23 protein-coding genes are annotated in these 22,605 nt (G+C 75.1%); 15 read left to right on the forward strand and 8 right to left on the reverse strand.

The window, feature by feature from the left end:
* Positions 1 to 34 precede the first annotated feature (34 nt).
* A complete protein-coding gene (locus tag ACIQPQ_RS26755; protein WP_401308293.1) occupies positions 35 to 745 on the reverse strand; it encodes a DUF2470 domain-containing protein in 711 nt (236 codons plus the stop codon).
* 270 nt (positions 746 to 1,015) lie between these two features.
* Here ACIQPQ_RS26755 and ACIQPQ_RS26760 point away from each other — a divergent pair, with 270 nt between their 5' ends.
* The 4 genes from ACIQPQ_RS26760 (at position 1,016) to ACIQPQ_RS26775 (ending at position 4,082) form a co-directional block, all read left to right on the forward strand.
* Entirely contained in the window at positions 1,016 to 1,855 is an 840-nt protein-coding gene (locus ACIQPQ_RS26760; protein WP_401308296.1) for a DUF4397 domain-containing protein, read from the forward strand.
* Between the two features lie 76 nt (positions 1,856 to 1,931).
* Positions 1,932 to 2,684: a class F sortase gene (locus tag ACIQPQ_RS26765; protein ID WP_401308299.1), complete on the forward strand. Its 753-nt coding sequence runs from the start codon at positions 1,932 to 1,934 to the stop codon at positions 2,682 to 2,684.
* A 47-nt stretch (positions 2,685 to 2,731) separates the two neighbouring features.
* Positions 2,732 to 3,295, forward strand: coding sequence for a sigma-70 family RNA polymerase sigma factor (locus tag ACIQPQ_RS26770; protein WP_401308302.1), 564 nt, complete (start codon positions 2,732 to 2,734; stop codon positions 3,293 to 3,295).
* Positions 3,276 to 4,082 carry an anti-sigma factor gene (locus tag ACIQPQ_RS26775; protein ID WP_401308305.1) on the forward strand — a complete coding sequence of 269 codons (807 nt, stop codon included), beginning with the start codon at positions 3,276 to 3,278 and terminating at the stop codon, positions 4,080 to 4,082. Before ACIQPQ_RS26770 ends, ACIQPQ_RS26775 begins: the two co-directional genes overlap by 20 nt.
* A gap of 79 nt (positions 4,083 to 4,161) precedes the next feature.
* Here ACIQPQ_RS26775 and ACIQPQ_RS26780 read toward each other — a convergent pair whose 3' ends face one another.
* A complete protein-coding gene (locus tag ACIQPQ_RS26780; protein ID WP_401308307.1) occupies positions 4,162 to 4,410 on the reverse strand; it encodes a DUF6480 family protein in 249 nt (82 codons plus the stop codon).
* A 177-nt stretch (positions 4,411 to 4,587) separates the two neighbouring features.
* Here ACIQPQ_RS26780 and ACIQPQ_RS26785 point away from each other — a divergent pair, with 177 nt between their 5' ends.
* Both ACIQPQ_RS26785 and ACIQPQ_RS26790 read left to right on the forward strand, forming a co-directional pair.
* Entirely contained in the window at positions 4,588 to 5,223 is a 636-nt protein-coding gene (locus tag ACIQPQ_RS26785) for a molybdopterin-dependent oxidoreductase (protein ID WP_401308310.1), read from the forward strand.
* A 133-nt stretch (positions 5,224 to 5,356) separates the two neighbouring features.
* Positions 5,357 to 6,178 carry a hypothetical protein gene (locus ACIQPQ_RS26790; RefSeq protein WP_401308313.1) on the forward strand — a complete coding sequence of 274 codons (822 nt, stop codon included), beginning with the start codon at positions 5,357 to 5,359 and terminating at the stop codon, positions 6,176 to 6,178.
* 66 nt (positions 6,179 to 6,244) lie between these two features.
* Here ACIQPQ_RS26790 and ACIQPQ_RS26795 read toward each other — a convergent pair whose 3' ends face one another.
* Positions 6,245 to 6,766, reverse strand: coding sequence for a GNAT family N-acetyltransferase (locus tag ACIQPQ_RS26795; RefSeq protein WP_401308316.1), 522 nt, complete (start codon positions 6,764 to 6,766; stop codon positions 6,245 to 6,247).
* Between the two features lie 162 nt (positions 6,767 to 6,928).
* Between ACIQPQ_RS26795 and ACIQPQ_RS26800 the strand changes: the two genes are divergently transcribed.
* The 3 genes from ACIQPQ_RS26800 (at position 6,929) to ACIQPQ_RS26810 (ending at position 9,084) form a co-directional block, all read left to right on the forward strand.
* Complete coding sequence (locus tag ACIQPQ_RS26800) at positions 6,929 to 7,591, forward strand: hypothetical protein (RefSeq protein WP_401308319.1); 663 nt, start codon at positions 6,929 to 6,931, stop codon at positions 7,589 to 7,591.
* On the forward strand, positions 7,588 to 7,998 hold the full coding sequence (locus tag ACIQPQ_RS26805; RefSeq protein ID WP_401308321.1) for a hypothetical protein: 411 nt from the start codon (positions 7,588 to 7,590) through the stop codon (positions 7,996 to 7,998). The genes ACIQPQ_RS26800 and ACIQPQ_RS26805 overlap by 4 nt, the downstream gene beginning before the upstream one ends.
* Positions 7,999 to 8,082: 84 nt before the next feature.
* On the forward strand, positions 8,083 to 9,084 hold the full coding sequence (locus ACIQPQ_RS26810) for an NAD-dependent epimerase/dehydratase family protein (RefSeq protein WP_401308324.1): 1,002 nt from the start codon (positions 8,083 to 8,085) through the stop codon (positions 9,082 to 9,084).
* A gap of 14 nt (positions 9,085 to 9,098) precedes the next feature.
* Here the strand turns inward: ACIQPQ_RS26810 and ACIQPQ_RS26815 are convergent, their stop codons facing one another.
* Both ACIQPQ_RS26815 and ACIQPQ_RS26820 read right to left on the reverse strand, forming a co-directional pair.
* On the reverse strand, positions 9,099 to 10,211 hold the full coding sequence (locus ACIQPQ_RS26815; protein ID WP_383780028.1) for a sensor histidine kinase: 1,113 nt from the start codon (positions 10,209 to 10,211) through the stop codon (positions 9,099 to 9,101).
* The gene (locus tag ACIQPQ_RS26820; RefSeq protein ID WP_401308328.1) at positions 10,208 to 10,972 is read right to left on the reverse strand and encodes a response regulator transcription factor; all 765 of its coding nucleotides are present in this window, start codon (positions 10,970 to 10,972) and stop codon (positions 10,208 to 10,210) included. The genes ACIQPQ_RS26815 and ACIQPQ_RS26820 overlap by 4 nt, the downstream gene beginning before the upstream one ends.
* Before the next feature lie 124 nt (positions 10,973 to 11,096).
* Here ACIQPQ_RS26820 and ACIQPQ_RS26825 point away from each other — a divergent pair, with 124 nt between their 5' ends.
* Genes ACIQPQ_RS26825 through ACIQPQ_RS26835 form a run of 3 tightly spaced genes read left to right on the forward strand, consistent with a single transcriptional unit; the run spans position 11,097 to position 13,257 of the window.
* Entirely contained in the window at positions 11,097 to 11,843 is a 747-nt protein-coding gene (locus tag ACIQPQ_RS26825) for a glycosyltransferase family 2 protein (protein WP_401308331.1), read from the forward strand.
* The gene (locus tag ACIQPQ_RS26830) at positions 11,840 to 12,493 is read left to right on the forward strand and encodes a DUF2064 domain-containing protein (protein WP_401308334.1); all 654 of its coding nucleotides are present in this window, start codon (positions 11,840 to 11,842) and stop codon (positions 12,491 to 12,493) included. The genes ACIQPQ_RS26825 and ACIQPQ_RS26830 overlap by 4 nt, the downstream gene beginning before the upstream one ends.
* Complete coding sequence (locus ACIQPQ_RS26835; protein ID WP_401308337.1) at positions 12,490 to 13,257, forward strand: class I SAM-dependent methyltransferase; 768 nt, start codon at positions 12,490 to 12,492, stop codon at positions 13,255 to 13,257. The genes ACIQPQ_RS26830 and ACIQPQ_RS26835 overlap by 4 nt, the downstream gene beginning before the upstream one ends.
* 361 nt (positions 13,258 to 13,618) lie before the next feature.
* Here ACIQPQ_RS26835 and ACIQPQ_RS26840 read toward each other — a convergent pair whose 3' ends face one another.
* Positions 13,619 to 14,926, reverse strand: a complete 1,308-nt coding sequence (locus ACIQPQ_RS26840; protein ID WP_401308340.1) for a molybdopterin-dependent oxidoreductase — start codon at positions 14,924 to 14,926, stop codon at positions 13,619 to 13,621.
* 188 nt (positions 14,927 to 15,114) lie between these two features.
* Between ACIQPQ_RS26840 and ACIQPQ_RS26845 the strand changes: the two genes are divergently transcribed.
* Positions 15,115 to 16,569 carry a hypothetical protein gene (locus tag ACIQPQ_RS26845; protein ID WP_401308640.1) on the forward strand — a complete coding sequence of 485 codons (1,455 nt, stop codon included), beginning with the start codon at positions 15,115 to 15,117 and terminating at the stop codon, positions 16,567 to 16,569.
* 28 nt (positions 16,570 to 16,597) lie between these two features.
* Here the strand turns inward: ACIQPQ_RS26845 and ACIQPQ_RS26850 are convergent, their stop codons facing one another.
* On the reverse strand, positions 16,598 to 18,007 hold the full coding sequence (locus tag ACIQPQ_RS26850; RefSeq protein WP_401308642.1) for an oxygenase MpaB family protein: 1,410 nt from the start codon (positions 18,005 to 18,007) through the stop codon (positions 16,598 to 16,600).
* 95 nt (positions 18,008 to 18,102) lie between these two features.
* Positions 18,103 to 18,981 carry a polyprenyl diphosphate synthase gene (uppS, locus tag ACIQPQ_RS26855; protein ID WP_401308343.1) on the reverse strand — a complete coding sequence of 293 codons (879 nt, stop codon included), beginning with the start codon at positions 18,979 to 18,981 and terminating at the stop codon, positions 18,103 to 18,105.
* Positions 18,982 to 19,464: 483 nt separating this feature from the next.
* Between uppS and ACIQPQ_RS26860 the strand changes: the two genes are divergently transcribed.
* Positions 19,465 to 20,562: a DUF1996 domain-containing protein gene (locus tag ACIQPQ_RS26860; protein WP_401308346.1), complete on the forward strand. Its 1,098-nt coding sequence runs from the start codon at positions 19,465 to 19,467 to the stop codon at positions 20,560 to 20,562.
* A gap of 261 nt (positions 20,563 to 20,823) precedes the next feature.
* On the forward strand, positions 20,824 to 22,572 hold the full coding sequence (locus ACIQPQ_RS26865; protein WP_401308349.1) for a discoidin domain-containing protein: 1,749 nt from the start codon (positions 20,824 to 20,826) through the stop codon (positions 22,570 to 22,572).
* The last annotated feature ends 33 nt before the right edge of the window (positions 22,573 to 22,605 follow it).

The following is a 22,605-nucleotide window of genomic DNA, read 5'->3' on the forward strand; positions in this document are numbered from 1 at the left end:
GCGGCGGCACGGGCGGGCCGGGAGGCGGTCGCGGTCAGGCCGGGAGGCGGTGGTGGGAGGAGCGGCGGGCGGCGGTGAGGAGGGCGTGGATCTGGGGTCCGGCCTGGTCGAGGTCGGTCACCGGGGTGGGGAACGGCAGCCGGACGTCGCGGTGGGCGTCGGCGCGTTCCAGCCGCAGGGTCAGGCCGTAGCGGTCGAGGGTGAGCGGCATGGCGCGGACGAGGGCGCGCTTGGCGCGCGGTTCGACCAGCCGGAGCAGGAGGGTGACAAGTTCGGGGTGGTCGTCGAGGAGGTGGTTCAGCATCTCGCCCTCGCAGCCGGCCATCGGGTCGACGGCCGCGTCCTGGAGTTCCTCCAGCGTGACGTACGTACGGTCCGTGGCGTCCTCGATCACGGCCTGGCCGAACTCGACGCAGGTGCTGTCGGCGGAGTCGGCGCTGTACCCGGTCGCCACCAGGCCGGACAGGGTGACGCGGGCGCGCAGCCGGTCGCGTACCGGGGTGGGCGCGATGTCGGTGAACTCCAGCCGGATCGGCACGCGCCGGGCGTCCTGGTGGGAGGCGAAGGCCTCGGACGGGTCGTGGAAGTGGATGTGGCCCAGCGGGCTCGCCCCGTCGGCGCGGAACACCTCGTGGTGGCGCCCGTCGGTGACGACGGTCATGGAGTGGGCCGCCGTGAGGATCGAGCGCATGCGCTCGGCGGGGGCCGGCTCGGTGGCACGGGCGCGGGGGCTGAGGGGGCGCATGGCGTTCTCCAGGAGGGCGGCGCGGACGCCCGAGCGCCCACTTAGGTTTGCCTAACCTAACCCATCGCCGGGGGTGAGGGAACTCCGTTCTCCGGCGCGTGTCGGCGACGGGAGGGACGGCGCAAGGAGAGACCGGGGCGGCGGCGCGCGGTGGGGGCCGGACGGAGTTCCGGGTTGAGAAACCCGCGGCGGGATGAAACCGGGCGGGCGGGGTCGGCGGTATGCGTACCCACAGAACCGAACGCACGCCGAACGAAGGGGAAGATCACCATGATCTCACGCACAGCCGCCGCCGTGGTGGCCGCGGGCACCGGCGTCCTGGTCTCCGTCTCGGGCGTCTCCTCCGCCGTGGCCCAGCCGCGGGCCGCCGCGGCCGACGAGGCCACCGTCACGGTGCTGCACGCGGTACCCGGTCTGACGGTCGACGTGTACGCGGGCGACGACGAGCTGATCCCCGACTTCAAGCCGGGCACGCTCACCGACCCCATGAAACTGGCCCCCGGCAGCTACGACATCCGGATCTTCGCGGACGGGGAGGGCCCCGACGGCACCCCCGCCATCGAGAAGAAGGTCGACGTGCCCGCCGACGCGAACGCCACCCTCGTGGCCCATCTGACCGCCGACGGCAAGCCCACCCTGGACGCCTTCGTCAACGACACCTCCCAAGTCCCCGCAGGGCAGGCTCGCTTGACGGTACGTCATGTGGCGGCGGCGCCCGCCGTCGACGTACGCGCGGGAGGCACGCCCCTGTTCAAGGACCTGGTGAACCCGAAGGAGGCGAGCGGCGAGGTGCCCGCGGGCACCGTGTCGGCCGACGTGACCCTCGCGGGCACCGACACCGTCGCCATCGGCCCCGCCGACCTGAACCTGGCCGAGGGCACCAGCACCGTCGTCTACGCGTGGGGCAGCGCCGCCGACAAGAACCTCGCGCTCAAGACGCAGACCCTCACCGGGATGCACTCGGCGCCCAAGGGCGTCCCCGCGGGCGAGAGCGGAGCGGCCGCCGCGCGGCACAACGCGCAACTGCCCACCGCCGCACTCGGCATGGGCGCCCTGTCGCTGCTGAGCGTCGGCGGACTGACGTTCTGGCTGCGCCGGACGCGCGCCTGAGGCACGTCCCCCCGGTGGTGTGCCGCCCTCCCGCGGCGCACCGCCGTCCCACCGGTCGGCGAGAAGGGTGCACCGTGTGAGAACCAGGCCCCCGCGGCGGGCGAGGTCCGGGCCGTCCCGGCGTACGGGAGGCGGGCCGTCGCGGCGCGCGCTGCGCGCGGCCCTGGCGCTCGCCGTGGCCGCCGCCGTCGTCTCGGCGGTCGTGCTGGTGCGGGCGTGGACGGACGCGGGCCGCGCGCCGCAGGACTTCGGCGGCGGCCCCGCCTCCCCCGCCGCGACGGCGCCCTCGACCGGCGCGTCTCCGGCTCCCCGGGCTCCCGTGGCTCCCGCCGCGCCCTCCGGGAGCGGCACGACCGGTCCGGCGGAACCGGCGCGCACGGCCCGCCCCGTGTCGCTCGCGCTGCCGCGGCTCGGGGTGCGGGCCCCCGTCGACCCGGTCGGGGTGGCCCCGGACGGGCAGATGCAGGTGCCGGGCGATCCCCGCCGGGTGGGCTGGTACCGGTTCTCGCCGCCCGCGGGCGCCACCGCGGGCTCGACCGTCCTGGTCGGCCACGTGGACGCCCGCGACGGCAGCCTCGGGGTCCTCGTCGCGCTCGCCGACGTACGGCGGGGCGACACGGTGCGGGTGGGGCGGGCGGACGGGACGAGCGTGGCGTTCGAGGTCGTCTCGCGCCGTACGGTCGCCAAGGAGGCGCTAGCCGCGACGGACGTGTTCCGCAGGGACGGGCCCGGCGTGCTGCGCCTCGTCACCTGTACGGGCCCCTACGTCAGGGCCGAGGGCGGCTACCGGGACAACCTGGTCGTGACGGCCGAGGAGGCCGGGCGGTGACCGCGCTGTGGGGCGGATCGAAGGTCCTGGCGGCTACTGTGGGCGGCGTGACCGGCGCTTCCGACGACGATCTCGGCCACGGCTTCGCCAAGGGCGACGAGGCCTGCCTCGCCGAGGCCTACCGCCGCTGGGGGGCGCTCGTCTTCACCGTCGTCCGGCAGGCCGTCGGGGACGCGGAGGAGGCCAAGGACGTCACCCAGCAGGTGTTCGTGGGCGCGTGGCGCGGCCGGGAGGGCTACGACCCCCGGCGCGGTTCGCTCAAGACCTGGCTCATGGGCATCACCCGCCGGAAGATCGCGGACGCGCTGACCCGGCGCTCCCGGCATCTCAGGGACGTCGAGGCCGCCGCCGGGGCCGCGTCGGGCGGCGAGGAGACGCGGACCCCGCTGGCCGACACCGTGGTGGACAGCGTGCTGCTCCACGACGAGCTGGAGCGGCTGCCCGATCCGCAGCGGGTTGTGCTGAGGCTGGCGTTCTTCGAGGATCTGACCCAGGCACAGATCGCCGAGCGGTCGGGACTTCCGCTCGGCACGGTGAAGAGTTGCACGCGGCGCGGCCTGATCCGCCTGAGGCGCAGACTGGAGGTGGACGGTGGAGCATCTGACGGATGACGACCTGACCCGGCTGGCGCTGGGTGAGGAGCCGACGCCCCCGGCCGCCGGGCATCTGCGTCACTGCGACCGGTGCGCGCGCGAACTGGCGGCGCTGCGCCACGTCGTGGTGGCGGTTAGGGCACCGGAACCGGACGAAGGCGCGCTGCTGACGCCGCCGGACGGCCTGTGGGAGTCGATCGCGGCCGAGCTGGACGTCGACCCCCGGGTGGGGCGGCCGGGCGACGACGGCTCCGGGACGCACACGCGCGGCGGGGCGGTCGACGCGCCCCGCGACGAGCCCGCGCCGAACGACGAGCCCGCGCCGACCGGAGGACGGCGGCGTCCGGACGTCAAGCGTCGCCGGCTGAGCCGTCTCGCGGTGGCCCTCGCCGCCTGTGCCGCGCTGTTCGGCGCGGCCGCGGGCAGCGGGGTGACCTGGTGGGTCACCCACGACGCCGGGACCACCAGCAGCGCCCCCGGCGGTGAGGGGGCCCGGCTCGACTCGCTGCGCCCGCAGTCGGCGGGGTACGCGCGGCTCGACGGCAGCGGCGACCACCGCACCCTCGACATCACCGTGAAGGGGCTGCCGAAGACCTCGGGGTACTTCGAGGTGTGGCTGATGGACCGGACGCACCAGAAGCTGATCTCCATGGGTTCCCTCGGCCCGGACGGGCACGCCGTGCTGCCGGTGCCGTCCACCGTCGACCTGGGCGAGTACGCGGTGGTGGACGTGTCGGTCCAGCCGTACAACGGCAAGCCGGACCACTCCGGCGACAGCATCGTCCGCGGGCCGTACGCGGGCTGAGGCGGCCCCGGCCACCGACGCACGGCCCCTCGCCTGAACGGGACCCGGCCTCGGCCGCCCGCCGCCGGGGGACCGGCGCTCAGAAGCCCCAGATCCGGGCGACGAAGAACGCGGCGAAGAGCACGGCGCCCACCGCGATCAGCCCCAGCCAGAGTCCGGGGTGCTCCCACACGCCGCCGTCGGCGCGTTCCTGGTGGGCCTCGGCGACGGAGCCCTCGACCGGCGGGGTCTCCGTGGGCGGCACGAGGGGTTCGACCGGTCCCGCCGGATACGGGCGGGGGTCGTGCCCGGCCGGGGTCGAGCGCGGGTGCGGTTCGTGTGCGGTCACATGCCCTCCTCGGAAGGTTCCCCGAGCACGGAGGACGGCCGTCGCGGCCGACGCCGTCCACTGTCACTTCTCCCCCGGCGGCCGTGACGGATGCGGCGGGCGCGACCTTCAGCATCTACGCTGCTCCGGGAGGTGCGGGAGACGGCCGGCACCTCACGGGGTCGACGGGAGCGGACAGTGGCAGGCGACCAGCAGGCCCCGCCGGACACTCCGGGCGCGCCGGGACGGCTGCCGCCCGGACAGCGGCTCGTGCCGGGCTGGCCGGTCTCCCACTACGGGCCCGTCCCCCGCTTCCGTCCTGAACGCTGGAACCTGCGGGTCTTCGGCGCGACCGCGTCGGGCGGCGTCCACGAGTGGACCTTCGAGGAGCTGACCGCGCTCCCCCGCACCACGGTCGTCGCCGACCTGCACTGCGCGACGGGTCCCACCTCCACCGGGCACGAGTGGTACGGCGTCCCCGCCACCGCCGTCCTGGACGCGGTCCCGCCCGCCCCGGAGGTCACGCACGTCATGGCCTGGGCGGAGTACGGCTACTCCGCGAACCTCCGGCTGAGCGACTTCGTGTCCGCCGCGACGCTGATGGCGACGCACCACAACGGCGAGACCCTCACCGCCGAACACGGTTTCCCGCTCCGCCTGGTGGTGCCCCACCTGTTCGGCTACAAGGGGCCCAAGTGGCTGCGCGGCATCGAGTACATGACGGCGGACCGGCGCGGCTTCTGGGAGGAACGCGGCTACCACAACGTCGGCGAGGTCCGGCGGGAGCAGCGCTACTCCTACCAGGAGGCCGACGCCGACGGAACGGACGGGTGAGCGCGGGGGCCACCGCGCGATCGGCGCGGGCCTCTGTCGGTGGGGGCCCTGTCGGTGGGGGCCTCTAGAGTGCTCGCGATGCCGCCGCTCCGTCCGGAACGGCCCCGCCCCATCCGCCTGTTGGAGCCCCGCCATGACCGACACCACGCCCGCCGCCGACGACTGGGAGGCGTCGCTGATCCAGGCGTTCGGCGTGCTCCTCGGCCGCCCCCTCACCGAGTACGACCACGGTCCCGGCGTGCGCTACGGGACGTTCTACGGGGGCAACTTCCTGGACGAGTCCGAGCTGGACCGCGACCCCGCCTGGCTGACCTCCGCCGGGCTCCGCGGCGAGGAGACGGTCACCGTCGGCGGGCTCGTCCTCCTGGACGAGGAAGGCGTGCCGGAGCTGCGGTTCGACCCCGGCCGGTCCTACTTCACCGTCGATGCGAAGGGGCTCCCCGACGCCCTGGCGCGGGACCTGGACGCGCTCGACGCGGAGAACGGCATCCGGGGCGACGCCCTCGCCGGGCTGCTGGAGCGCCACACCTTCGACCTCACCGGCCCGGACGCGCCGTCCGGCGCGTGGCGGATCAGCAAGGCACGCATAGCCTCCGACGGCACCCTCCTGGGCGCCCTGAAGGCCGCCACCGCGCTCGGTGACAGCCCGGCCGACCTCGTCCCGTACACGCCGCCCGAGGTGCTGACGGGCACGGAGGACGACGGGGACGAGGTGGTCGCGCCCGTCGCCCATGACGGGCTCCGCTCGCATCTGCGCGCGTTCGCCGAGCCGGGCTCGGACATCCTCGACTTCCAGGCGGACGACACCTGGAACCGTTCGTGGGAGGGGTGGCAGGCCGACCAGTGGGACGGGCTGGGATCACTGGTGACCCAGTGGCTGGGCGCCGTCGACCAGTACGAGGTCTCGGTGGTGCGCCTCACGGAGCGCGCCGGGGACGGGCCGACGACGGCCTGACCGGACGGGGCCGGGAGCGGTGGCGGGGGCGGCGGGGTCGAGGGCGTCGCGCGTCGGGACGCGGTGTCACCGGGCTCCGGCGGAGGGAGAGGGCGGCGGCGTCCGGTGTGGGGTCAGCTCGGCGTGGACGTCTCCCGTGTCGTGGTGTGCGACGAGCGTGGCGCCGTTGCGGCGCAGGGCGCCGAGTGCCTGCGCGTTGTGGGTCGTGGTGTCGGCGACCACGGCCCGCGCACCGGCCCGCGCGGCCTCGTCGAGGAGGACGCGGAGGGTGGCGGTGCCGATCCCGCGTCCCCGGTGGGAGCGGCCGAGCCACACGCCCGTCTCGAGGACGTCGTGGCTGGCGCGGCGGGCGAGGCGGGCCGACCCCACGACGTCTCCGTCGTGGGTGATCGCGAAGGTGGACTCGCGGAGCGGGCCGGTGAGACCGGGGCGTCGGGCGCGGTGCCAGTCCCGGAACGCCTGCTGCCGCTCCGCCGTCCACCCCGGAGGGCCGTCCACGGGAGGCATGACGTCGTCGGGCTCCGCGTCCTCGACCGCGACCATGAGAAGTCCTTCGAGCACTTCCTCGTCCAGTCGCCGTAGCTCCACCCGACCGACCATCACGGTTCCTCTCCCCCACCTGTCGAGCACCGGAGACCGATTCTCACGACCCGCGGGCTGTCGCACCAACGAATTCGCGCGGCGCCGGGGAACGCCCCCCGCCGCCCGCCCCGGCGGCCGGGGCGCGGGAGGGGCGTGCATCATGTGACCGTGACGCAGCCGACGACGAACACGCCCGCGGTCGACGGACCGGACCTCGAACCGAGGCTCACCCCCTACCAGAGGACGATCAGGGAGCGGCTGCTGGCCGCGCCCGTGGTGGCGGCGCCCGCCCCGTGGGAGCGGGTGGCCGTGGTCGCCGTGGGCGGGCTGCTCGGCATCGGGTTCGCCTCGCTCCCCGAGGACGGGCGCGACCTGGTGATGGTCGTGTCGACCACGGGGCACGGCCTCCTCGACGCCGTGACGGGCGAGCGGATCGCCCGCGACCGGGAACCCGATCCCGACGAGGAGACACCCGACACGGCACCGGACCTCACCTGCCCCGGACTCGGACCGGTCGCCGGACAGCGCGTCCACATCGCGGGCCTCCACGGCGGCGGGCTGCACAGCGGCACCGCCGACGGCTGGTCCCTGGACGTCGTGACCCCGGCCTGGCCGCACGAACGGGTGCTGCTCTCGCACGGCGGCGCGCCCTACGCGGGGCCGCACGGCGACGGATGGTGGCACGTCTTCCACTCCGGCCACTCCGAGTTCCGGGCGGCGGGCTTCTCCCCGTCCGGCCGGACCGTCGCCGTGGCCACCAGCAGCGACGTCACGCTCTGGACGCGCGCCACCGCGCCCGGCCCCACCGATGACGGGGAGGGACAGGCGTGAACGAGGACGACAGCCTGGAGCGGTACGGACTGCGCCCCGAGGGCGACGACCTGGAGGAGGTCCGCCGACTGCTCCGGGCGCACACGGAACGGGAGCGGCGGGCGCAGGGCGACGGCGACACGCTGCTGATGCGGCTGTGCTGCGTGCAGCTCTTCAACGCCGGGCACCTGGACGACGTGCTGCTCGTCTGGGGCGCGAAGACCGCCAGCATGGACGCCTTCTGCTCGATCGATGTCCAACTGCTGTGCGGGGCGGGCCTGTCCGAGACCCGGGCGCATCTGGCGGCACAGGACGGGCCGGAGGCCGCGGCGGCCCTGAGCCGCGTCGACGAGTGCGACGAGGCGGGCGACTTCGAGTCGTTCACCGCCGAGGAGTGGTCGGCCCGGTACGCGGAGCACTACGCGTGACGGGCCGGGCGTGACTCTTACGGAGTGGTGACGTGGCGGCCCGGCGCGCCGGGGCGGGGGCTACGGCGGGCCTAGCGTGGCCGTATGCGTGTACTGGTCACCGGCGGTGCCGGGTTCATCGGGTCCCATGTCGTGGATGTGCTGCGGGAGCACGGGCACGAGCCCGTGGTGTTCGACGTGCGGGAACGGGCGGCGGACGACGTGCGGGACGTGGTCGCGGTCGCGCGGGCCCTCGACGGGGTCGACGCCGTCTGCCACCAGGCGGCGATGGTCGGCCTCGGCAACGGCGTCGACGACGCGGCGGAGTACGTGTCGCGCAACGACCTCGGGACGGCCGTCCTCCTCTCCGCCATGGCGCGGGCGGGCGTCGGACGGCTGGTCCTGGCCGGGTCGATGGTCGTGTACGGCGAAGGGCGGTACGCGTGCCCCCGGCACGGCGACGTGCGGCCGGGGCCGCGGGCCGTCGACGACCTGGACGGCGGCCGGTTCGAGCCGCCCTGCCCGCACTGCGGGGCGGACCTCGCGCCGGGACTGGTCGGCGAGGACGCGCCGGGCGACCCGCGGAACGTGTACGCCGCCACCAAGCTCGCCCAGGAACACCTGGCCGCCGCCTGGGCCCGCTCGGCGGGCGGTGCGGCGGTCTCGCTGCGCTACCACAACGTCTACGGGCCGCGGATGCCCCGCGACACCCCGTACGCCGGGGTGGCCTCCTTCTTCCGGTCCGCGCTGGCCCGCGGCGAGGCGCCCCGCGTCTTCGAGGACGGGCGGCAGCGGCGGGACTTCGTGCACGTGCGGGACGTGGCCGCCGCCAACCTCGCCGCGCTGGAGGCCCGCCCGGCGCCGGGCACGCTGACCGCGTACAACACCGGCAGCGGCGATCCGCACACCGTGGGCGAGATGGCGACGGCGCTGGCCGAGGCGTACGGCGGGCCCGCGCCCGTGGTCACCGGCGAGTACCGGCTCGGCGACGTCCGGCACATCACCGCGGACTCCTCGCGGCTCCGCGCCGACCTGGGCTGGAAGCCGGAGGTCGGGTTCGACGAGGGCATGTCCGAGTTCGCCCGCGCGGGACTGCGCGCGCTCTAGGAGGTGCCCGCGCGCTACGGCGCCACGGGCAGGGTCACCTCGAAGCGGCAGCCGCCCTGGATGTTGCGTACGGTGGCCCGGCCCTGGTGGGCCTCGACGATGCCGCGGACGATGGCGAGACCGAGCCCCGCCCCGGCCGGGGGCGTCCGGGCGTGGGTGCCGCGCCAGCCGGTGTCGAAGACGCGGGGCAGGTCCTCCTCGGGGATGCCGCCGCAGCCGTCCGACACGGACACCACGACCGCGCCGTCCGGGGAGCGTTCCGCGGCGACGGCGACCGTGCCGTCGGCGGGGGTCCGCCGGATCGCGTTGACGAGGAGATTGCCGAGGACACGGCTCATCTCCTTGCCGTCGACCTCCACCGGCACCGGCTCGACACGGGTGCCGACCAGGCGGACCCCGTGGCTGCGGGCGAGGGGGTCCGCGCCCGCGAGAGCGTCACCGATCAGGTCGTACAGGGAGACCCGGGCCGGGGCCAGGGGGAGGGTGCCGGCGTGGATGCGGGAGAGTTCGAAGAGGTCGCCGACCATCACGTTGAGGCGCTCCACCTCGGTGCGGATCTGCCGCAGGTAGCGGCCTGGGTCGGCGGCGACGCCGTCCTCCAGCGCCTCGGACATGGCGCGCAGCCCGGCGAGGGGGGTGCGCAGGTCGTGGGAGATCCAGGCGACCAGTTCGCGGCGGGAGGTCTCCAGGGCGCGCTCACGGTCGCGGGACTCGGCGAGCCGGGCGCTGGTGGCGGCCAACTCGCGGCTGACGGCGTCCAGTTCGGCGGTGGTCGGCCCGGCGGGCACGGCGAAGTCGCCGCCGTCGCCGAACGAGCGGGCCGCGACGGCGAGGGCGCGGCTGCGGGCGACGACCCAGCGGCCGAGGAGCAGCGCGGTCGCCAGGGACACGACGGCGGCCATCGCGACGACGGTGGTCACCACGGTGAGGTCGTGCGACGAGAGGAACATCGCCCGCGCGACGGCGAGGGTGCCCGCCAGCATGGCGACGACCCCGACGGCGGCGACCACGGCGAGCGAGGCGGTGAGCGAGCGGCTGCGGATGAGGCGCAGCAGCACGGCCCCGGCGAGGCCGGTCGCGGCGGCCCCGGCGAAGGCGTAGACGGCGATGAGGAGGGTGTCGTTCACGGTCGGTCGTCCTTCTGGCCCCGGGGGTCGAAGCGGTAGCCGACGCCCCACACGGTCTGGATCAGACAGGGCCGGGCCGGGTCCTGTTCGACCTTGCCGCGCAGTCGGCGGACATGGACGGTGACGGTGGACAGGTCGCCGAAGTCCCAGCCCCACACCTCCCGCATCAGGTCCTCCCGCCCGAACACCCGTCCGGGGTGCCGGAGGAAGAAGGCGAGCAGGTCGAACTCGCGGAGGGTGAGGGCGAGTTCGACGCCGTCGCGGGTGGCGCGGCGGGCGGCGGGGTCGACGGTGAGGCCCGCCGCGCCGAGCGGTCGGGCCGCGTCGGCGGGGCGGGCCCGGCGGAGCACGGACTCGACGCGCAGGACGAGTTCGCGCGGACTGAACGGCTTGGTGACGTAGTCGTCGGCGCCGACCTCCAGGCCGAGGATGCGGTCGTCCTCGTCGCCGCGCGCGGTGAGCATGATGACCGGGACGGGTCCGTGCCCGCGCAGTCTGCGGCAGACCTCCAGGCCGTCCATGCCGGGCAGCATGAGGTCGAGGACGACGAGGTCGGGGCGGTGGGCGGCGGCGCGCGCGAGGGCGGTCGGCCCGTCGTCGGCGCGGTCGACGACGTGCCCGGCCCGGTCGAGGTAGCCCGCGACGACCTCGGCCACGGTGGGGTCGTCGTCGACGACCAGGATGCGGGCGGACCCGCCGGGCCGCTCCCCGGGGGCGGGTCCCGGCTGGGGTGGCTCGGACGGCTGGTGCGTGGGCTGCATGGCCCCAGCGTCGCACCACGGGCGGAGGCGTGGGGTCCGGGAGGGCGGGCGCGGGGGCCGACGTCCGCGTTTCGTAAGGAGCGGGTGACCGGTATGTCCGGTTCCTGTTCGTAGGGTGAAGGCCGTGACCAACCCAACCTCCGCGCCTGTGCACGGCGCCGCCGCCTCCGATGCCGTCGGCCCGGTCGACGTCGTCCTTCCCTGTCTCGACGAGGCCGAGGCCCTTCCCTGGGTCCTGGCCCGCATCCCGGAGGGCTGGCGGGCCCTCGTCGTCGACAACGGGTCCACCGACGGCTCCCCGGAGATCGCCCGCGCGCTCGGCGCGACGGTCGTCGAGGAGCCCCGGCGGGGCTTCGGCTCGGCCTGCGACGCCGGGCTGCGCGCCGCCACCGCCGACATCGTGTGCTTCTGCGACTGCGACGCCTCGCTCGATCCGGGCCTGCTGGTGCCGTTCGTGGCGGAGGTCCGCGCGGGCCGCTCCGACCTGGTGCTGGGCCGCAGGCGTCCGGCCGGGCGGGGCGCGTGGCCCGCGCACGCCCGCGCCGGGAACCTGGCCCTCGCGCGGCTGCTGCGGCGCCGTACCGGGCTGCGGCTGCACGACCTCGGCCCGCTGCGCGCGGCCCGGCGCACCGATCTGCTGGGGCTCGCTCTCACCGACCGGCGCAGCGGCTACCCGCTGGAGATGGTGGTGCGGGCAGCCGACGCGGGCTGGCGGGTCGCCGAGCACGACGTGCCGTACCTGCCGCGCAGCGGCGCCTCGAAGGTGACGGGCACCTGGCGGGGCACCTGGCACGCGGTCCGCGACATGAGCCGGGTGCTCCGCGAGGAGCCCGCGGCGGCGGACGCGGTGCAGGCGGGGGCCGCCCGATGAGCGCGGCGCGCCCCGCGGGCGCGGGGTCGCCGGTCACGCTGCTGGTGATCGCGAAGGAGCCGGTGCCGGGCCGGGTGAAGACGCGGCTCACGCCGCCGTTCGCGCCGTGGGAGGCGGCGGCGCTGGCGGAGGCGTCCCTCGCGGACACCCTCGCCGCCGTGGCCGCCGCGCCCGCCGCCCGGCGGGTCCTGGTGCTGGACGGGCGGCCGGGCCCGTGGCTGCCGCCCGGCTTCGACGTCGTGCCGCAGTGCGCCGGCGGCCTCGACGAACGGCTCGCGGACGCCTTCGCGCGCTCGGCCGGGCCCGCGCTGCTGATCGGCATGGACACCCCGCAGGTGACGCCGGAGCTGCTCACGGTGGACTTCGCGGACTGCGACGCGTACTTCGGCGCGGCGGAGGACGGCGGGTTCTGGGCGCTCGGCCTCGCCGCGCCCGACCCGGCACTGCTGCGCGGGGTCCCCATGTCGACGGCAAAGACCGGCGCGGTGCAGCGGGCGCGGCTGGTGGCCGCCGGGCTGCGGGTGCGGGAGCTGCCGCCGCTGCGGGACGTGGACCACGCCGCGGACGCCCGCGCGGTCGCCGCGCTGGCGCCGGGCGGCCGGTTCGCGGCCCGGCTCGCGCAGGCGGAGCACGCGGCGGTACGCCGATGAGGACGCGGGAGGCCGCCGCCGCGCCGTGGGCGGCGGCCGACCCCTACGCGAGCGCGCTGCGCGCCGGGCGGGGGCCGCTGTTCCTGCGGCGCGCCGACGGCTGGCTGCTGCCGCTGGAGGTGGAGCGCTGGTGCGCGCGCGCCGACGGCGTCGACCTGGGTGTGCTGGACCGGTGCGAGGGCGCCGTCCTGGACGTGGGCTGCGGGCCGGGGCGGCTGGTCGCCGAGCTGGCCGCGCGGGGCCGGGCCGCGCTCGGCGTCGACGTCAGCGAGGCCGCCGTCGAGCACACCGCGGGCCTCGGCGGGCAGGCGCTGCGCCGGTCGGTGTTCGAGCCGCTGCCCGGCGAGGGGCGGTGGGGCACGGTGCTGCTGATGGACGGCAACGTCGGCATCGGCGGCGATCCGCACGCCCTGCTGTCCCGCGCGGCACGGCTGCTGGCCCCCGGCGGCCTGCTCATCGCCGAGACCCTCCCGGTCGACGTCGACGAACGCGCCGAGGTGCAGGTCGTCGACGTCACCGGGGTCCCGGACCCGACCGGCGGGACGCTGTTCCCGTGGGCGCGCCTCGGCACCCCGGCCCTGCTGCGGTACGCGGACCGGCAGGGCTGGGGTGCCGCCGATCAGTGGGCGGCGGGCGGGCGGTGCTTCGTCGCCCTGCGCAGCCGCAGCGCCAGCAGCAGGGCCGAGCCGCCGAAGAGCACGGCGGTGATCAGCAGCCAGCGGCTGAGGAAGCCGTCGGCCGGGAGGCCGGTCGCCAGCCGGTAGCGGCGCTCCACCGACCCGCTGATCAGCGGGAACCAGACCAGCAGGAGCAGCCCGGACAGCACGGCCGGGACCCGGACGTACAGCGTCCATCCGGGTCGCCCGGCCGCGCGCAGTCCGCCGACGAGGGCCCGGTCCAGTGCGGCGTACAGCGGCAGCAGGACCAGGTCGTGCAGCAGCGCCGCGCCGACGATCCACAGCGTCACGCCGAGCCAGTCGCCGTCCAGGAGGCGCACGCCCGCGTATCCCGCGAGGGCGAACGAGCAGGCCAGCAGCAGGAGTTCCAGGGGGCTGCCGAGCGGGGGCCGGCGCGGGAGGCGGAGCGTGGGCCGGGCGAGGGCGACACGGTCGCGGAGGGGCTTCATCACAGGTCTCCGAAGGTCAGGCGGGCCACCCACTTGGTGTTCAGCACGCCGGGCGCGGCGGGGACGATGATCCGCGCCGGATGCCCGTGGTCGGGGGAGAGCACGGCGCCGTTGACGTGCAGGGCGAGCAGCGAGCGCGGGTCGGCGACCTGGTTGGCGCGCAGGGCGGCGTGGCGGAAGGCGCCGTGCCGCTGGAGGGACTCCACGAACACGTCCGGCGGCGCGTCGCCGTCCCCGACGAGGGCGGCTAGGTCGCGCAGCCGTACGCCGCGCCAGAGCTGGTCGGAGGTGGACCAGCCCTCGACGCACGCGATGGGGAGCGCCGCGCTGTGCTGCGGGAGCCGCAGCAGGTCGGCGCGGGAGAGGCGGACGGTGCCGGTGCGGCCGGTGACGACGAGCCGCCAGGCGTCCTCGCCGGTCTCCACCGGTCGGATGCCGGCGTAGGCGGCCGTCTTGTTGATCTGGAACGCGTTGCCGCCGCTGCCCGGTTCGGGGCCGCCGTGCGGGGCGAGCAGGGCGGTGCGGCGCAGCAGTCCGTCGGCGCCGCGTCCGGCGGTGGTGACGAACAGCAGCAGCGAGCTGCCGCCGACGAACCAGAGCGCGCCGCGCCGGGTGACGGTCGGCGGGGCGGGACGCGGGGAGATCAGGTCCGCGCCGTCGGTGCCGTGCGGGGCGGCGCCGGCCGTCGCGCGCGGCCCCCCGTCGGGCGTCACGTCGGGTGCCTCGTCCTGCCCGGCGCGCATGCGGCGCAGGTTGCGCAGGGCGGCGGGGGTCTTGAGGGCGGCGTGGGCGAGGAAGGCGGCGAAGAAGACCCAGGCGCCGTAGAAGTGCAGGGGGTAGAAGGACCCCGGGAAGATGTAGTCGAGCTGGACGTTGAGGACGCCGGTCGCGAACACGAAGAGGCCGCCGCCGACGAGGAGCAGCAGGGAGAGCCGCTCCAGGGCGTGGGCGAGCGAGCGGGCGGGCGGCAGCGCGAACAGCTTGGGCACCACCGACCAGAGCTTGGCCAGCAGGACGGGGACGAGCGTGATGCCGAGGGTGACGTGGACGCCCTGGGTGAAGCGGTACAGCCAGTGCGGGTTCGTCGGCCAGTCGAACAGGTAGAAGCCGAGGAGGCCCTTGTCCGGGGTCTTGTCGTTCACGGAGGCCAGGTCCGGGTTGTAGGCCGCGTACGACAGCAGCCCGGTGACGAACAGCACCGTGATCCCGACGAGCAGGACGAGTCCGAGGACCGAGGTGAACCGGGGTCCGCGCACGGGGCTGCGCCAGAAGCCGGGTGAGGAGGGAAGTCGTGGGTGGTCGCGCATGTCCCGACCGTAGGACCGGACACCCCCGGTTTCGGGTACGCGAACCATGACGAAACGCTGACGTCCGGCCCGGCCCGCGCTCCGGCGGACGTCCCGGCGCCTAGCGTGCCGGTGTGACTCGCACCCGACGCCCCGCGCCACCGACCGTCCCGCCCCGTGAGACCCCGCCGCCCTCCGCGCCCGCGCCGGTGCGCGGTGTCCGCGCCGATCTCTGCGCCGCCCTGGCCGCCGTCCTGCTGGTGGTGGCGGCCGTGGTCGTCGGCCGCCGGATCGAGGACGCGGACGGCACGCTCTTCGTGGACTGGCCGCCGCTGCTGGCGTCCTGGGGCCCGCACCTGGGCCCCGGCACCCCGGCCGCGCTGCTGGTGGCGGTGGCGGTGGTGGCGTACGGGCCGTCCGTCGCGGCCCGGCTGCCCTGGCGGGGGCTGCTCGCGGCGGCCTGGGCCACGTCCGCGGCGTGGACGGTGTCGCTCGCGCTGATCGACGGCTGGCAGCGGGGCGTCGCCGGACGCCTCACCACACGCTACGAGTACCTGCGCGCCGTCGACCGCTTCGCCGACGTCCCGGCCACGCTCCGCGACTTCACCGGGCACATCCTGCTCGGCACCCCGGACCACTGGCCCGCCCACGTGGCCGGGCACCCCCCGGCCGCCACCCTCACCTTCGTGCTGCTGGACCGGGTCGGTCTCGGGGGCGGCGGCTGGGCGGGCGTCTGGTGCCTCGCCGTCGGCGCGACCGCCGCGACGGCCGTCCTCGTGACGGTGCGCGCGCTGGCCGACGAACGGCTCGCCCGGCGGGCGGCGCCGTTCCTGGTGCTGGCCCCGGCGGCCGTGTGGATGGGCACGTCCGCCGACGCCTACTTCGCGGCCGTCGCCGCCTGGACGGTGGCGCTGCTGGCGCTCGCCGTCACCCGCCGCTCCCCCGGTCACGCGGCGGGCGCCGGGCTGCTGTTCGGCTTCACCTGCTATCTGTCGTACGGCCTGACCCTCGTCGCGGTCATCGGCGGGGCGGTGCTGTGGCTGGGCCGCGCGCGGGTGCGGGAGCGGCCTGTGCTGCCGGCCGCGCTGCTCGGGGGTGTCGTGGTGGTGCCGACCGTGTTCACGCTCGCCGGGTTCGACTGGTGGGAGGCCTATCACCTGCTGGTGACGCGCTACTACCAGGGCGCGGGCGGCACCCGCCCGTACGGCTACTGGGTGTGGGCGAACCTTGCCTGCACCGTCCTGATCGTGGGCCTGGCGACGGTGGCGGGGCTGCGGCGGTCGGGGGTGGTCCTGCTGCGGGACCGGGGCGCGCTGCTGTCCCGGCTGCCGGAGAGCACGCCGACGCCCCCTGCGGTGGGCGCGGAGGCGGGGGACGCGCCGGGGGTGCGGCGGCGCGGGGGCTGGGCGCGGCCCGCGTGGGCGAGGGGCGTCCGCCCGTCGGGGGCGGAGGCGCGGCTCGCCCTGCTCTGCGCGGGCGCCGCGCTCGCGCTGCTCGTCGCCGACCTGTCCGGCATGAGCAAGGCCGAGACCGAGCGGATCTGGCTGCCGTTCGCGGTGTGGCTGCTCCCGGCGTGCGCCACGCTGACCCGCCCGCGCGGCTGGCTGCTCGCGCAGGCGGTGCTGGCGCTGCTGATCAACCACCTGCTGCGGACGGGCTGGTGACCGGGCGGGCGGCGGGCGGGCGGCCGGTTCAGGCCTGGGCGAACACCGGGTCGTAGGGACCGGACCGCTCGCGGCCCGCCATGAAGGAGAGGAAGTCCCGGACGAACGCCGCGCGGGAGTACGTGCCGTCGGCCGAGGGGAGGTCGCGCCGGAACCCGGTGCGGAACAGGGCGCGGTACTCGTCGGCGTCGATGACGCCGTTGCCGTCGGCGTCCGTGACGTCGAAGAGGACCTCGGCGACCCTGATCAGCGCGGGCCCGGCGAGAGCGGGCACGGCCGCCGCGTACTCCGCGGCACTGATCCGGCCGTCGCCGTCGGTGTCGAGGGCGGCCTGGAGTTCGCGCCACCAGTCGGCGAACGCGTCGTAGAGCCGGTTCTCCTGCGGCGCGTCGAGGTCGAGGCGGCCGCAGAGTTCGCGGGCCATCGCGGCGAGGTCGGGCCACTCCACGAAGCCGTCGCCGGTCTGGTCGAGGACCTCGCGGAAGAACTCCTCGGCGCCGCGCGGGCGTACGGCGGCGTCGGGCGGGCCGGGCTGCTCGGGCAGCGGGCTGAGCAGCCGGAAGAGGGCCCCGGCGCGCTTGACGCCGTCACGGACGGCGCCGACGGTGCGGGCGGCGGGGTCGTCGCCGTCCGGGGAGGCCGTGAGCAGGTTCGCCAGGGCGTCCGTGCGCAGCCAGCCCTCGGGCAGGAACCGGGCCAGCCCGACGGCCAGATAGGCGGTCTGGGTGAGGGTCTCGGCGCCGGGGATGTCGGGCAGCCCGGCCCGGCGGCGGAACGACTCGGGCAGCGAGGCGACGGTGACGGCGCCGACGAGCGGGCCCGCGAAGGCCCGGCCGGTCGCCCAGAGGGTCGGCAGGCCGTCCAGGGCCGGGGGTGCGGGCAGGTGGTCGAAGAGCTTGTAGAGGATGATCCGCAGCGCCTCGGTGTTCTCCAGGTCCTCCTCGACGACCCGGTCGAAGTAGCGCCAGAACTCGGAGAGCGTGAGCGGAAGACGGTCGGCGTCACCGTCCATCACCGCGAGATACGCCCGGAACTCCTCGTAGAGGCGCTCCATGACGGCCTGTTCCAGGGGCTGTCCGCCGAGGCGGCACATGGTGACGGTGCTCTCGAAGAGGGTCGCCACCACCCAGGCGCGGACCGCCGGGTCCATCGCGTCGTACGGCCGCCGCTGCCCGTCGGTGCCGCTGATCCGGGTGTGCAGCCGCCGGAGCCGGTCCGCCTCCCGGTGCCGTACGGCGTCGTCGGCGCCGAACATGCGCTGGAGGCTGAGGAAGGTGTTGCGCAGCCGCCGCCAGGGGTGGGTGACGAAGGTGGAGTTGTCGAGGAGGGCGGCGCCGATCTGCGGGTGGGCGGCCTCCAGGACGGTCGCCCGGACCATCGCCAGGGCCCAGCGCGGATCGTGGAAGAACGCGTGGAACTCCGAGCCGGGGCCGAACAGCGGGCGCTCTTCCGCGGATTCCGTCGGCCCGCCCGCGCTGTCGGGGGCGGGTGCCGTCGGGTCCGGCGTTCCGGGGCGGCTGTCGGTGCTGTCTGTCACGGTCGGGAGACTCCGTTCGGATGCGGGTTCGGCTGGGGATGCGGGTGAGGGGGGCCGTGGGGCGCGGGACGCGGGCCGACGCCGCCGAAGCGGCGGTCGCGCTGCTGGTAGTGGTGCAGGCACTCGGCGAAGTCGGCCGCGCGGAAGTCGGGCCACAGGACGGGCGGGAACATCCACTCGGCGTAGGCGACCTGCCAGAGCATGAAGTTGGAGATGCGCTGCTCGCCCGAGGTGCGGATGACGAGGTCCACGTCCGGGGTGTCGGGGAAGGGCAGGTGGGCGGCGAAGCTCTCCTCGGTCACGGCGTCCTCGGCCACCCCGGCGCGGATCAGCGACCGGGCCGCCTCGACGAGGTCGCCGCGACCGCCGTGGTTGAAGGCCACGTTGAGCGTCATGCCACGGTTGGCGCCGGTCAGGGTCACCAGGTCGTCGAAGTCCCGCGCCAGCGGGGCAGGGACGCGGCCGTCCCGGACGCCGAAGAAGCGGCAGCGGATGCCCCGCGCGTGCAGCAGCGGAGCGTGTTTGCGCAGCACCCGCCGGACGAGGTGCATGAGGAAGTCGACCTCGCTGTCGGGGCGTTGCCAGTTCTCCGTGGAGAAGGCGTACAGCGTCAGCCAGCGCACCCCGGCCGACCGGGCCGCCTCGATGACGTCGATCACCGTGGTCTCGGCCGCGAGGTGACCGGACGTACGCGGCATCGAACGGCGGGACGCCCAGCGGCCGTTGCCGTCCATCACGCAGGCGACGTGACGGGGGACGTCCCTGACCCGGGGCTCGTCGGCGGGGGCGGACCGGCGGCCCTGCGGAGGAACCGGGCCCGCACCGCACGGATCACCCGGATCGCCCGGACCGCCGTGATCGGACCGATCGGTCACACCGGCCCCGCCGACCGCACCACCCTCGCCTCGCACCGAACGCCCCTCACTCACTGCCCCTGCCCGGTCGCCACCGACGGCGCCGACCGGGTCGACCTGGATCGACAGGGAGCAGCCTGGCCGGTCGTGTCTCCGCGGGCGGGCCAGTCGCCCGCTCATTCACTCCTACGGGTTCGGGGAGCGCTCTCCCGGCGCGGCGCCCCTCGTGCGGGCGACACGCGCACGAGGCCGGAACTCCCCGCAGCGGACAGGAGACGCCTCTCGGCCGCCTGACGGACCGACAATTCTTCTTGCGTCGGGCGATCTTGCAGGTAGCACACCTGACCTGCCCCAATGGTCAGCCACCGTCCGCCGCGCGCCGTGCCCGCCTCCGAGCGCCCTCGGGCGATCCCGTGCGCACCCCCTTGACACCTCACCCCGCCGCCCCAACACTCCCCCACGGGAGAGCGCTCTCCAAGAGTCGTCTCACGTTCAGGAGTTTCCATGGCAAGGAGATCGAAGATCTGGTCGGGTGCCCTCGTGGCGGGTGCCCTGCTGTTCACCTCGCTCGGGGTCGGCGGCATCGCGACCACCACGGGTGCGGCCGCCCCGGACAAGGAGCAGACGGTCTCGCTCTCGGGGGCCGCGCACGCCGGGCACAAGATGGCCGCCTCGACGGCCGCGTCCGGCGACGACCAGGACGGGGACGGGTACATCCCCGCCAACCCGCCGGTCACCGGGGTGACCCCGTCCACCGCCGAGCCGCCGCACCGCTACTTCCACGAGTTCCAGGCCAACTGCTACGTCAGCCACACCAAGCCGGACGACCCCATCGTCTATCCGCAGCAGCCGGGGAAGTCCCACGACCACACGTTCATGGGCAACACCACGACCAACGCGGGCTCCACCACCGCCTCGCTCGACGCCGGTTCCACCCGCTGTCTGGCACCCGGCGACCGGTCGGCGTACTGGATGCCGACCCTGTACAAGGGCAACACCTCCGTCCTGCCGGTCGGCCCGCAGGTCATCTACTACAAGGCGGGGGTCACCGACTACACGAGCGTGCGGCCCTTCCCCAAGGGGCTGCGGTTCGTCGTCGGGAGCCCGACGCAGTCCGTCTCCGAGTTCCGCAACCACAAGGGCTTCGTCGAGGGCTGGGAGTGCGGGGACAGCTTCTTCAACAGCGACTTCCCGACCAACTGCCCCTCACGGCCCGACGTCCAGCTCAACCTGCGGTTCCAGGCGCCCAGTTGCTGGGACGGCCGCTACCTGGACACGCCCGACCACAAGAGCCACATGGCGTATCCGGTGGTCAACCCCGGGACCAACAACAACATCTGCCCGGCCAGTCACCCGGTCGCGCTGCCGATGATCGAGTTCAAGATGGCCTGGCCCGTCAACGGTGACCTGTCCCAGGTCCGGCTGGCGAGCGGTCCCGCGTGGTCGTTCCACTACGACTTCTTCAACGCGTGGGACGACCGCACCCTGCGGACGATGGTGGAGCACTGCCTCGTCGGCGGACTCCAGTGCGACGCGCGCGGGTACGACCAGAACCACCCCGAGGCCGGGGCGGCGCTGAACGCGCGCTACGAACTGCCCTGACCCACGGGCCGGTCCCAGACCTGATCCCGGGGCCTGATCGCAAGGCCCAGTGCCTGGGCCCGGGTCAGGGCCCGGCCCCTCCGGACCGGGGCGGCCCGGACCGCGCGACCCCCGCGGCCGTGAGCATCGGCACGGCCGGGGCGGACCCCGCGGCCGGGCCGTCCCACCTGCACCACCCCATGCCCCGCCCGCACCACCCGCTTCATCTCTTCGCCTCCCGCACCCACCCCACCCGCACCCGCACCCCGAAGGCGACGAACCATGATCAGACTCCCCCACCCGGGGCGCCGTATCGCCGCGCCCCTCACCGCAGGCCTCCTGGCCGCCGGTGTCCTCACCCTGCCCGCACCGGCGGCGCACGCCGCGGGCAGCGTCGTGAAGGTCACCGGCGGTCAGGGGAACTGGCAACTCACCGTCGACGGCGCCCCGTTCCAGGTCAAGGGACTGACCTGGGGCCCCTCCCCCGCCGACGCGGACCGCTACCTCCCCGACGTCCGCTCGATGGGCGTCAACACCATCCGCACCTGGGGCACCGACGCCTCCAGCCGCCCGCTCCTGGACTCGGCCGCCGCCCACGGCATCAAGGTCATCGCCGGGTTCTGGCTCCAGCCCGGCGGCGGTCCGGGCAGCGGCGGCTGTGTGAACTACGTGACCGACACGACCTACAAGAACCAGATGCTGGCCGAGTTCCCGCGCTGGGTGCAGGAGTACAAGGACCATCCCGGCGTGCTGATGTGGAACGTCGGCAACGAGTCCGTGCTCGGTCTCCAGAACTGTTACGGCGGAGCCGAGTTGGAGCGGCAGCGCGACGCCTACACAACGTTCGTCAACGAGGTCGCCCGGAAGATCCACGCCGTCGACGCCAACCACCCCGTCACCTCCACGGACGCCTGGGTGGGCGCCTGGCCGTACTACAAGCGCAACGCCCCCGACCTCGACCTGTACGCCGTCAACGCCTACGACGCCGTGTGCGGGATCAGGTCGGCCTGGGAGCAGGGCGGTTACAACAAGCCGTACATCGTGACCGAGACCGGTCCGGCGGGTGAGTGGGAGGTGCCGGACGACGCCAACGGGGTGCCGCTGGAGCCCACCGACCAGGCCAAGGCGGCCGGTTACACACGTGCCTGGGACTGCATCACCGGCCACCGGGGCGTCGCCCTGGGCGCGACGATGTTCCACTACGGCACCGAGTACGACTTCGGCGGCATCTGGTTCAACCTGCTGCCCGCGGGCCAGAAGCGGCTGTCGTACTACACGGTGAAGCGGGCCTACGGCGGCGACACCTCGCGCGACAACACCCCGCCGGTCGTCTCCGACCTCACCGTGGAGGGCGGCGCGGGCGCGGTCCAGGGGGGCCGGGACCTGGTGCTCGCGACGCGGGCGACGGACCCGGACGGCGACGCGCTCTCGTACGAGGTGCTGGACAGCAGCGTCTACGTCGACGGCAACCGGCAGCTCACCTCCCGGAGTTTCACGAACCTCGGGGGCGGGCGGCTGCGGTTCACGGCGCCCGACCGGCCGGGCGTGTGGAAGGTGTACGTCAAGGTGAGCGACGGCCGCGGCAACGTGGGCGTGGAGACCCGCTCGATCCGGGTGGTGCCGCCCACCGTGCCCGGTACCAACCTCGCGCGCGGCGCGGCGGCCACGGCGTCCTCGTCCCAGCAGGGCGGCGGCGACTGCCCGTGCACGGCCGCGAAGGCGGTGGACGGCAACGCGACCACGCGCTGGGCGAGTGACTGGTCCGACCCGCAGTGGCTCCAGGTCGACCTGGGCGCCCGCCGGGACTTCCGGCACGTGCAGCTGGTGTGGGAGACCTCCTATGCCCGCGACTACACCATCCAGACCTCGGACAACGGGACCGACTGGCGGACGGTGCACACGGTGACCGGCGGGAACGGCGGCGTCGACGACTTCGACGTCTCCGCCGCGGGCCGCTATGTGCGGGTGCACGGCACGGCGCGCGGCACCGGCTGGGGCTATTCGCTCTACGAGTTCGGCGTCTACAACTGACCGGCGCCGACGGCGTCCGGGAGCGGGGCCGCC

Source organism: Streptomyces sp. NPDC091281, from assembly GCF_044757425.1.
Lineage (GTDB): Bacteria > Actinomycetota > Actinomycetes > Streptomycetales > Streptomycetaceae > Streptomyces.